At 41.8% G+C, this 10,188-nt stretch carries 16 protein-coding genes; 13 read left to right on the plus strand and 3 right to left on the minus strand.

Features of this window, described 5'->3' with window-relative positions; genetic code table 11:
- Window positions 1-22 precede the first annotated feature (22 nt).
- Window positions 23-1,045, minus strand: a complete 1,023-nt coding sequence (locus HYS07_01195; protein MBI1869790.1) for an LOG family protein — start codon at window positions 1,043-1,045, stop codon at window positions 23-25.
- A 289-nt stretch (window positions 1,046-1,334) separates the two neighbouring features.
- Here HYS07_01195 and lpxA point away from each other — a divergent pair, with 289 nt between their 5' ends.
- From lpxA to HYS07_01215, 4 genes are all read left to right on the plus strand, one after another.
- A complete protein-coding gene (gene lpxA, locus HYS07_01200) occupies window positions 1,335-2,114 on the plus strand; it encodes an acyl-ACP--UDP-N-acetylglucosamine O-acyltransferase (GenBank protein ID MBI1869791.1) in 780 nt (259 codons plus the stop codon).
- Between the two features lie 543 nt (window positions 2,115-2,657).
- Complete coding sequence (gene hemB / locus HYS07_01205; GenBank protein MBI1869792.1) at window positions 2,658-3,560, plus strand: porphobilinogen synthase; 903 nt, start codon at window positions 2,658-2,660, stop codon at window positions 3,558-3,560.
- 329 nt (window positions 3,561-3,889) lie between these two features.
- Window positions 3,890-4,147: an AbrB/MazE/SpoVT family DNA-binding domain-containing protein gene (locus tag HYS07_01210; protein MBI1869793.1), complete on the plus strand. Its 258-nt coding sequence runs from the start codon at window positions 3,890-3,892 to the stop codon at window positions 4,145-4,147.
- Window positions 4,148-4,150: 3 nt separating this feature from the next.
- Window positions 4,151-4,450: a hypothetical protein gene (locus HYS07_01215; GenBank protein ID MBI1869794.1), complete on the plus strand. Its 300-nt coding sequence runs from the start codon at window positions 4,151-4,153 to the stop codon at window positions 4,448-4,450.
- Here the strand turns inward: HYS07_01215 and HYS07_01220 are convergent.
- Together HYS07_01220 and HYS07_01225 are read right to left on the minus strand one after the other, a co-directional pair.
- Complete coding sequence (locus HYS07_01220) at window positions 4,412-5,590, minus strand: hypothetical protein (protein ID MBI1869795.1); 1,179 nt, start codon at window positions 5,588-5,590, stop codon at window positions 4,412-4,414. The genes HYS07_01215 and HYS07_01220 overlap by 39 nt on opposite strands.
- Window positions 5,587-6,717, minus strand: coding sequence for a hypothetical protein (locus HYS07_01225; protein MBI1869796.1), 1,131 nt, complete (start codon window positions 6,715-6,717; stop codon window positions 5,587-5,589). Before HYS07_01225 ends, HYS07_01220 begins: the two co-directional genes overlap by 4 nt.
- Before the next feature lie 314 nt (window positions 6,718-7,031).
- Here HYS07_01225 and HYS07_01230 point away from each other — a divergent pair, with 314 nt between their 5' ends.
- From HYS07_01230 to HYS07_01270, 9 genes are all read left to right on the plus strand, one after another.
- A complete protein-coding gene (locus tag HYS07_01230) occupies window positions 7,032-7,292 on the plus strand; it encodes a MerR family transcriptional regulator (GenBank protein MBI1869797.1) in 261 nt (86 codons plus the stop codon).
- Window positions 7,293-7,324: 32 nt separating this feature from the next.
- Window positions 7,325-7,612: a DUF4258 domain-containing protein gene (locus tag HYS07_01235; protein MBI1869798.1), complete on the plus strand. Its 288-nt coding sequence runs from the start codon at window positions 7,325-7,327 to the stop codon at window positions 7,610-7,612.
- Complete coding sequence (locus HYS07_01240) at window positions 7,609-7,836, plus strand: type II toxin-antitoxin system MqsA family antitoxin (GenBank protein MBI1869799.1); 228 nt, start codon at window positions 7,609-7,611, stop codon at window positions 7,834-7,836. The genes HYS07_01235 and HYS07_01240 overlap by 4 nt, the downstream gene beginning before the upstream one ends.
- 270 nt (window positions 7,837-8,106) lie before the next feature.
- On the plus strand, window positions 8,107-8,400 hold the full coding sequence (locus tag HYS07_01245; GenBank protein MBI1869800.1) for a nucleotidyltransferase family protein: 294 nt from the start codon (window positions 8,107-8,109) through the stop codon (window positions 8,398-8,400).
- Window positions 8,390-8,719, plus strand: a complete 330-nt coding sequence (locus HYS07_01250; protein MBI1869801.1) for a DUF86 domain-containing protein — start codon at window positions 8,390-8,392, stop codon at window positions 8,717-8,719. The genes HYS07_01245 and HYS07_01250 overlap by 11 nt, the downstream gene beginning before the upstream one ends.
- Before the next feature lie 352 nt (window positions 8,720-9,071).
- Entirely contained in the window at window positions 9,072-9,386 is a 315-nt protein-coding gene (locus HYS07_01255) for a BrnT family toxin (protein ID MBI1869802.1), read from the plus strand.
- Window positions 9,355-9,645 carry a BrnA antitoxin family protein gene (locus HYS07_01260; GenBank protein ID MBI1869803.1) on the plus strand — a complete coding sequence of 97 codons (291 nt, stop codon included), beginning with the start codon at window positions 9,355-9,357 and terminating at the stop codon, window positions 9,643-9,645. Before HYS07_01255 ends, HYS07_01260 begins: the two co-directional genes overlap by 32 nt.
- Window positions 9,646-9,680: 35 nt before the next feature.
- A complete protein-coding gene (locus HYS07_01265) occupies window positions 9,681-9,863 on the plus strand; it encodes a hypothetical protein (protein ID MBI1869804.1) in 183 nt (60 codons plus the stop codon).
- Window positions 9,864-10,000: 137 nt separating this feature from the next.
- Window positions 10,001-10,188, plus strand: a 188-nt coding sequence (locus tag HYS07_01270; protein MBI1869805.1) for a DUF2283 domain-containing protein, incomplete at its 3' end; no start/stop codon positions are given.

Raw genomic sequence — 10,188 nt, forward strand, 5'->3', positions numbered from 1 at the left:
TCAGAAGATTTTTTCCCTACTTTTAGAGTGTGTTGATAAAATCAATCATTTGACGGAGTCTTCCCCAATGTTGTCGATTAAAATGAAAAATGAGGCGAGGGAAGGTTGCAAGATCAGGTTCATTGGCTTCGTCTTCTGTCGCATTCCCTTTTTCAATTTTCCCTTCGGCAATGAGATCTTTAAATTCTTGATTTAAAGTTGAAACGGCCGAGTCGGGAATGGCTTGAGTAAGTCTTAGAACCAATTGGTCTGCGACAAATCTAGAGGAGTGAAAAATTTTATAGAACCCGACTACTTCTTTCACGGCATCTTGAATATTGTAAAAAATGCGAAAAAGGCCCATATCATCAGGAGAGATCAAATTTGTTTTAAGAAGATGCTTTTCAATAAATGCCTTCCAGTCTTCCCAATAATCATTTCCTTTGGGGGCAACCATGACAATGGGCCGGGGAGTAGATTTGCCCGTTTGAATAAGTGTTAGGGCTTCAAACCCTTCATCATGGGTTCCAAACCCCCCTGGAAAAAGGACAATGGCGTCAGACTCTTTCACAAAAATGAGTTTACGTGTAAAAAAATATTTAAAATTAATCAGCTTTGGGTCGTTTTCAATAAAGGTATTTGCTTTTTGTTCAAAAGGGAGTCGAATATTGACCCCAAAGCTTTTTTCTCTTCCAGCTCCTTCATGGCCGGCTTTCATGATGCCGCTGGCAGCCCCTGTAATCACCATCCAACCCGATTCACAGAGGAGATGTGAAAATTCCTTGGCCATTTGATATTCAGGAGCCTGTTCCTCTGTTCGAGCTGAGCCAAAAATCGATGCCTTACGCACTCGGCGGTAAGGAGAAAAAACCTTAAAGGAATAGCGAAGTTCTTTCAGGGCAGAATTAATAATTTTTAAATCACCTCGCTCAGTTCCATCTTCCAACAGTTTAAAAGAGGTGTTCACAATTTCTTCTAAAAGGTCGTTTTCTTTAGATTTCTTAAGAAGTTCGATCAAATGATGAAATTCTTTTTCAGAAGGCAAAGGTCGTTGCTGTTTTTTCATAGTTGTAGCCATGAACTTTCGTTCACTCATGTAGATGAAAAAAGTCCACAGTCGACAGTCCACAGTCAACGGTCGACAGATTTAAAGAAAGCATTTTTTTATGGACTGTGGACCGTGAACTATGGACTCGTTAACACTTATGATTGAGTTTTAACTTTAGAATCGATAGGCTATTATAACAGTTATAAAAATAAGCTGTAAGCGATAAGTTATAAGCTGTAAGTAAGAATAAACTCTTTTAAACTTACGACTTATAGCTTACAGCTTATAACTGATTTGGAGGTTTGCCATGATTCATCCTACAGCCGTTGTCAGTCCAAAAGCTGAGCTCGATTCAACCGTCGAGATTGGGCCTTATGCGATTGTTGAAAATCACGTGAAAATGGGAGCTCGTACGAAAGTAATGGCCCATGCCTATGTGACGGGATATACCGAGATAGGGGAGGATAACCAAATTCATATGGGGGCAGTGATTGGCCACTTTCCTCAGGATTTAAAATTTGATCCTAGCACTCGAAGTTATTTGAAGGTAGGCCATCGCAATGTTTTTAGAGAATATGCGACAGTCCATAGAGGGACAGAACTTGAAAGCTCTACGGTGATCGGGAGTGACAATTTTTTAATGGGAGGAGCGCACGTTGCTCACAATTGTCATATTGGAAATAAAGTCATTATTTGTAATTACGCGGTATTGGCAGGACATTCTCATGTAGCGGATCAGGTCTTTATTTCAGCCAGTGTGATGATTCATCAGTTTATTCATGTAGGTCGCCTGGTCATGTTTTCAGGCGGGGCCGGGGTCTCTCGGGATGTTCCGCCCTTTATGATGGCTTGTGAGCGCAATGAAATTTGGTCGATTAATTTAGTGGGTTTGCAAAGAGGTGGAGTTTCTCCAGAATCTGTGAAGGAAATTAAGCGGTTGTACAAAATATTCTATCGATCAGGCCTCAATATCACAAATGCCCTCAAGAAAATTGAAGAGGAAAATTTTCAAAGTTCAGAAGTAAAAGAGTTTGTCGAATTTATCAAAAATTCTCCTAATGGCGTTTTACCGCATCGGGAAATGTAGGTGCTTAATTCTCTTATAAACCTCATAAAGTAAAATCGTAGGGGTAACGACGTTACTTAAACTCTTAAGATATATAGTATAGATCATTATATCGATACATTTTTTATGTCGAGCGACTTTAGCTGAAATTGATTTTTTGGCATATGCACTTGATTCCCGTCGATGCAAGCACTATGGAAAAATTTGTAGTCGCCCCATTTATGGGGCCGTCATGGGACTGCCCGATAAATCGGGCGACTACAAAATCTTAACTGGGGGAATCAAGTGCATATGCCAATTGATTTTCTTGAATCCAAAACCTTTCAAGAGGGTACCTTTCTTCTGATCTTTGGAAAAAAGCTTCTTGAACTGTTTCTCAAAATGGTTGGGAGGAGAATTTTTTACCTGTTTTGGATCATCATCAGGTAGAATGGCTTGATGGTTAGAAAAGGCCTATCAGGAAGATTGGATTCTTCACGGGTACCATGATCCTGAAATGCCCTTTGGAAAAGTCAATAAAGAAGGGGAGAATTTTGTAGGAGACCTCCGAAAGTGAGGAATTGTATGCCCTATCCCATTCATCGATTGAGACGATTGCGTCAAAATAAAATTTTACGAAGCTCCATTGATCAGGTCTTGAAAGAAATTAAAGAAGCCGTTTCCTTAGGAATCCCTGCGTTTCTTTTATTTGGAATTCCAACTTCAAAGAATGCTCAAGGAACTGAAGCCTATGGCTCTGGCGGCATTGTTCAAAAGGCCGTTCGTGCCATCAAAAAAGAATTCCCTGAAATTTTGGTTATCACAGATGTTTGTCTTTGTGAATACATGGATCACGGGCATTGTGGAACCTTAAAAGATCAAAATTCAAAATTCAAAATTCAAAATTTGAAAGAGGTAATTATTGATAACGACTTAACGCTTAAATTGCTACAAAAGACAGCTCTTTCTCACGTAGAATCAGGTGCGGACATCGTTGCCCCCAGTGGCATGATGGACGGAATGGTTCAATCTATTCGCATGGCTTTGGATCAAAAGGGCTTTCAAGATACCCCTATTCTTTCTTACGCAGCCAAATTTGCTTCGGGCTTTTATGGCCCTTTCCGAGATGCAGCTGAATCCCCTCCTCAATTTGGAGATCGCAAGAGTTATCAAATGCCTTTCTCAAACCGTGAAGAAGCATTAAGGGAGATTGCGCTTGATATTGAGGAAGGAGCAGATATGGTCATGGTAAAACCCGCTTTGGCCTACTTAGATATTATTCGAGATATTCGCGAGAAATTTCATATTCCTGTGGCGGCTTATCATGTGAGTGGAGAATATTCAATGGTGAAGGCGGCCCATGAAAAGGGTTGGCTTTCTGAAAAAGAAATAGTTCTAGAAATTCTCACGGCCTCTCGCAGGGCAGGGGCTCATATCCTCATTACTTATTGGGCCAAAGACGTAGCAAAGTGGTTTAAAGCCAGGTAACAAGAATAAATTTTTTGTAATCGTTTAACCTGCATTTCTCATCACATTTCTGCTGCTCTTCTCCGATTCCGCCTCGTCTCTGGGTGCAGACTCGGTCGGCCACGCTCAACATACTGTAAAGTATGCCTCACATGGCCTCGGTCGTCAACCTCCCCTCCAAAGCAGAATCAGGCGTTCCTCGCCGACGAAATCTGATGAGAAATGCGGACTAACCCCTCCCATCAAGGGAGGGGAATTGTTTGGTTTTCGCACCCGCCTGAAGGAATTGTTAAATAAGGCTTGAATATTTCCCAGAAGTAGGGTATCCTTACAAATGGGAGGTTGTGCATATGATTTTTGCCAAGATTTCAAGTAAGAATCAACTCACGTTGCCCAAAGATATTGTTCGATCCTTAGGTTTGAGAAGAGGGGATCTTCTCTCAGTGAGAAGACTGGATAATAAAATTATTCTTGTCCCTCAGTCTTTCGAAGATAAATATCCGGAGGATCTCTTGGAGCGCCTTGAGAAAAAGTTGAGCAAAGGCCTTTTACCAAAGGAAAAGAAATTTTCGAGCAAGAGAGACCTTTTGGAAGATTTAGACAAGTGATAAATGAGCAGATTCGAACTTACCTACACGTCTCATTTTAAGGCCATTTTCAAGAAACTTTTCCCCTCGGAACAGGAAAAAGTCAAGGAAGCCATTTCAGATATCCTTTCCTATAAAACCACAGGGGAAGCTCCCTATGGTCTGCGTATCAAACGCTTGAGACCTAAGATATTTGAAGCTCGCGTAGATCTTTATATCCGAATCGTTTTCTTTGCGCAAGGAAATATGATTCGCATGATAGCGTTAGGCAATCATGATGATATTTTAAGAACTCTCAGACAAATTGACCGAATCGATTTTTAGACCTTCTTCCGCCTCTTCATCTACTGTTTTCGCCCTCACCTCAATCGACCCCCCCTCTGGCGTAAACTTCACCGCATTGTAAACCAGGTTCATGATCACCTTCTCAATCTGGTCTCGGTCGAATTCGCCCTGAAGAGATTCTTCACATTCAAAAGAAAGCTTCAGATTCTTTTGCTCGGCTAGGGCCGACATAGAGTCTTCGATCTCTCTAAAGAAATCCCTCACATTCACCTGGCTCAAACGAAGCTCCAGTTTGCCCGCGTCAATTTTTATTAAGTCTAAAAGCTGATTCATCAGCTTCAAAAGCCGAAGGGCATTGTTGCGAACCACATTTAAGTTCTTGGTTTGATGGGGCTCTAGATGACCCTCTTTATCTTTGAGCATCATTTCCACAGGCGCCAGAATCAGTGTCAGAGGCGTACGAAGCTCATGAGAAATATTGCCAAAGAACTGGGTCTTGAGGCGATCGAGCTCTTGGAGTTTGAGATAAGAATCTTCTAAATCTTTTTTTGCTGAGATCAAAGCCTGATTAGAACTCTCAAGTGCCTGATTTGATTTTTCCATATCTGTCTTTGCCAAAAATTCTCTCCAGTGGTATTGGTGTCCCACGTGAGAGGCCACTAAAGTGATGAGCATCGTTGAGAGCAGAAAGAAATTATTATTGATGAAAAGGGGAAAATTTGTAATGTGATCAAAGATCAAAATGGGGATCAAATAAAAAGCGTACACAATCAGAACAGCGTAAAGTGTGTCTTTCATTTTCCAGGGGAGAAGAAGTCCCATCACGAGCAGCACAAGATTGAGTCCCGCATAATAGCTGCTCTCATAGCCGCCCAAAAATCGGATCATGATAGAGATCATGAGCCCTATAATCGTCACGATCAGTATTCCGGCTTCTCTTGAAAAACGCTTAAAGAATTTCAAGTAAGAGCTTGCGAAAATAAGAAGAATGATTGAGCAGGTGACTAATCTTAAAATCATGAAAAATTTAAAGTGCTCGGGTGTCGTGACAAGATCTAAAAATCCGAAAAGAGGAACCAAAGTGGTTGCAATGAAGACATAAACACGAATGCGCTTAACCAATAACTCTCGGGTTTCTACTTTGAATCTTTCTTGGATAGGGGTTGGGATAGAATTCATGAATTCGTTTCCGTGTTTTCTCTCTTTACCGTTTTCGCCCTTACCTCAATCGACCCGCCCTCCGGCGTAAACTTCACCGCATTGTAAATCAGGTTCATGACCACCTTCTCAATCTGGTCTCGGTCGAATTCTGATTGAAGGGATTCCTCGCACTCGAAAGAAAGCTTCAGATTCTTTTGCTCGGCTAGAGAAGACATAGAATCCTCAATCTCTCTCAAGAAATCCCTCACCTTCACCTGACTCAAACGAAGCTCCAGTTTCCCTGCATCAATTTTTATTAAATCCAAAAGCTGATTCATCAGCTTGAGAAGCCGCAGCGCATTGTTGCGAACCACATTCAAGTTCTTGGTTTGATGGGGCTCTAGATGACCCTCTTTATCTTTCAGCATCATCTCCACAGGCGCCAGAATCAGCGTCAGAGGCGTACGAAGCTCATGAGAAATATTGCCAAAGAACTGGGTCTTGAGGCGATCGAGCTCTTGGAGTTTGAGATAGGCGGTTTCTAAATTGATCTTCGCTATAAATTCTCTCCAGCGTTGTTGGTAACCAAGTCGTGAAGAAACGAGAGAGATCAGGAGAGTCGTAACCAGAAAAAAGTTATTGTTCAAAAAGATAGCCCAATCTGTAATTTTATCGGAAATAAGAATGGGAATTAAATAAAAGACATAAATGAGAATGCCTGTGATCAGCATATCTTTAATTTTCCAAGGAAGGAGGCCCATGGCAAGGATTACGGTGTTGAGACCCGCATAATAACTGCTTTCATAACCCCCAACAAATCTAATCATGGTCGCAATCATTAAAGATACAGACAGAGCAACGATCACTCCCATTTGTTTTGAAAATTTCTTAAAAAAAGTTGAATAGGAAAGACAAAAAATTAAAAACATAATGGTACTTGTGGTCAATCGTAAAGTGAGAAAAAGTTTGAAAAATCGAGGTGTGGTTAAGATATCTAACAATATGAAAGGAGGTATCAAGGAAAAACCGAGACAGGCAATGACTCTTGTTCGTTTGATAAGGAGTTCTTGTGTTTCGACTTGAAATCTTTCTTGAATATTAGCTGGAGACGATGTCTCGCAAGTGCCTTTAAATTCTTGATGGGGTACAGTCGAAATGTGAGCCATCTTTATACCTCTTCGAAAACCCCATTCTACGCTGCTTTTCAAGAAATCTCCAAGGCCTAAATTTTTCTTGCAAATAAAAAGGCAGATGAGTATAGTGGTAAAGCCTCTTTCGGATATCGAAAGAAAGAATTATAAAAATGCTGTTATTCCCGCAAGTTTTAAGCGGGAATCCGTGTGGGTGGTTCCCCGCTTACTGCGAAAGGGGTTGCTTCGCTGAAGCTTGCGGGGACGACGTCTGGATCCCCGATAAAAGCACTCGGGGATGACAACGTCGTAGCATTCGTTGTATTTGTTTAATATCACGGGGGGATTTTATGGAACCCAATGTCTTAGAAGAAATTCTAAAACTCAAATCTTTACGCCTCAGAAGATCCGATGTTGCCAGAACCTTAGGCATTCCTGTTTCAACGCTCAAATTTTATACCCAAGAAGGCCTTTTTAAGGTGGCAGAAACCACTGAAGGGGGCATGACCCTTTATGACCTGAGGGAAGTAGTGATCAGGCATTTCGAGATCGAGCGCTTAAAAAAAGAAGGCAAGTCTTTGGCCGAGATTAAAAGCGTGATATTGAATTAATGAAGAAAATCTTTCAAGTCAAGTAGGTTAGGATGACATTTAAGAAGTTAGCTTTTCGAACACATGCTATTCAAAGAATGTTTGAGCGCAACGTTTCGGAAGTTGACGTCAGGTATGTTCTGGAGATGGGTGCTGTGATCGAAGATTACCCATCTGATTCTCCTTTCCCGAGCCAGTTAATTTTGGGTTGGTGTAGTGGAAGACCGCTCCATGTTGTTGCTGCATATGATATGGAGGAGAAAAAAGCAATGGTGATTACTGTATATGAGCCGCATCCTTCGAAATGGGATGTTGATTTTAAGAGGAGAGTTGTCCCATGAAATGTTTTATTTGTAAACAAGGAGAGACCGTTTTTTCAAAGGCCACCGTGACCTTGGAACGTGAAGGAATGACACTCGTGGTAAAAAATGTTCCTGCGGATGTTTGTCAAAATTGTGGGGAAGAATATGTTGAAGAAAAAATCACGGGCCGTCTTCTAAAGGTGGCGAAAGAGGCTGTGATTGCTGGCGTGAAGTTAGATGTTCGAGAATATCAAGTGGCTTAGAGAATGGTGGACTCGTAATTGAAGTAACTCCTCTAGCCCCTCTTGTTATGAAAGTGGATGATGGATCATGGATGATGGATGTTGGATTCCTTTCTCTCGTTCAGGCTTGTGTAGTCGCCCGATTCATCGGGCAGCCCCATAAATGGGGCGACTACAAAACAAGGGAGGCGAGGTGAGGTAGAGGCGGGTGGGGCTTTTATTGCACACGATGACCCCCAAAAGGGTCATTGAAACATAAGAGGGGATGGGGGAGTTAGGAGGAAATATCAGATGAATCAAAATCGAGATAAGATCATGGCCTTGGTCAAAAAAAATTGGTCAAAGGTAGAAAAATTAAGCGTGAAAAAATTGGGACTTTTTGGTTCTTTTGCGAGAAATGAGGGGGGAGAGACCAGTGACATTGATTTTTTGGTCGAATTTGAAAAGAAATCTTACGACAATTATATGGATTTAAAAATATTTTTAGAAGATCTTTTAGCCTGTAAAGTGGATCTGGTGATTCGAGAGGCTATTAAACCTAGATTGCGTGATGCCATTCTTTCTGAAGTGATATATGCGACGTGATTATAAGGTGTATTTGCAGGATATTATCGATGCAATTGAGAGAATTAATGAATATGTTACGCTCATGACCTTTGAGGCCTTTGTCAAGGATCGAAAGACGTTTGATGCGGTTATAAGAAATTTAGAGGTGATAGGGGAAGCGATAAAAAATATACCTTTGGATGTGCGGGAACAAAAGCCGGAGATAAACTGGCGAAAGATAGGCGGTCTTCGGGATATACTGATACACGAATATTTTGGGGTTGACGCAGAAATTGTTTGGGACGTGGTTCAAAACAAAATAAAAATACTGGACGAACAAATTAAGTCTCTGATGTAGCTGCAGGAGTCGAGTTCTTAACCGAAGCTGAGGAATTACAAATCGGCAATGACGTCATTTTTGTGTCTTTGAAGCTACTGTTTTGTTCCCAGTGTGGTGAGCGGTACGTTCTCAGAGTGGCTTAGAGAATGGTGGACTCGTAATTGAAGTAACTCCTCTAGCCCCTCTTGTTATGAAAGTGGATGATGGATCATGGATGATGGATGTTGGATTCCTCTCTCTCGTTCAGGCTTGTGTAGTCGCCCGATTCATCGGGCAGCCCCATAAATGGGGCGACTACAAAACAAGGGAGGCGAGGTGAGGTAGAGGCGGGTGGGGCTTTTATTGCACACGATGACCCCCAAAAGGGTCATTGAAATGGGTTGGGTTGCTTAAAGGATTTGACTGGGATCAAGGCAACCTTACCAAGAATTGGAAGAAACATCGAGTCTCGTTTCTTGAATGTGAGGACGTTTTCTTCAACGAGCCTCTCGTCGTGGTTCAAGACGAAGTCCATTCGAGGGTTGAGCCTCGGTATTGCGTTTTAGGAAGAACGGATCAAGGACGGTTGCTCTTTGTTGTTTTTACAGTCAGGAAGGATTTGGTCAGGGTTATTTCCGCAAGAGATATGAGTCGAAAGGAAAGGGAGAGCTATGATGCAGCATTTAAGAAAGATCCCGAAATTTAGGAGCGAAAAGAAAGAAGCAGCCTTTTGGGCGACTCATGATTCTACGGAATATGTTGACTATACAAAGGCGCGGAGGGTTCATTTCCCTAATCTTAAGCCCTCGACTGAAACAATTTCTTTGCGACTGCCCAAATCGTTGCTGGAGCATCTCAAAATCTTAGCGAATAAAAGGGATGTGCCTTATCAAACACTTCTTAAATTATTTCTGGCGGCAAAAGTGGAAGACGAGTTTAAAGGCAAGTTTGCAAGGGCATCGTAAATGCTTTATTTGTAAACTTGGAGAGATGGCGATAGATGGTTGCGTGTTTTTCTCCCCTCTTAGTCGACCGAGTCCGGGTACCCGCCGCAGCGGGTGGACGAAGAAGTGGTTGGAGCCGAGAGGCAAAAACCATAAGAGGGGATGGGGGAGTTAAGGTGTATTTGCAGGATATTCTCGATGCAATCGAGAGAATTCATGAAGGTCATAGACCTCATTAAAATGTTTGACAAATAAGTTCAAAGTCTGATACGGTAGTCACCATGGGTTTTTGTTTGAATTTTTGATTGAACCACGCTTCGAGTCCATATTTTTTGGAGATGATAAAACGTTAGTTTCGAGCAAGTCCATGTGTGCAGTGGAAAAGAAAATAAAGGTCTGGTATGACAAAGAGGGCGATTACCTTGAGGTTTCGTTTGAACGTAAGCCAGGCTATGTTAGAGAGACGGCGCATGATGCTATTATGGAAAAGGTTGATAAAAAGGGGCATGTCCTTGGCTTTTCCGTCCTAGGAGTGAGTGCGTTGAAAGGGAAGAAACCTTTATC

The organism is Chlamydiota bacterium (genome assembly GCA_016178055.1).
Lineage (GTDB): Bacteria > Auribacterota > JACPWU01 > JACPWU01 > JACPWU01 > JACOUC01.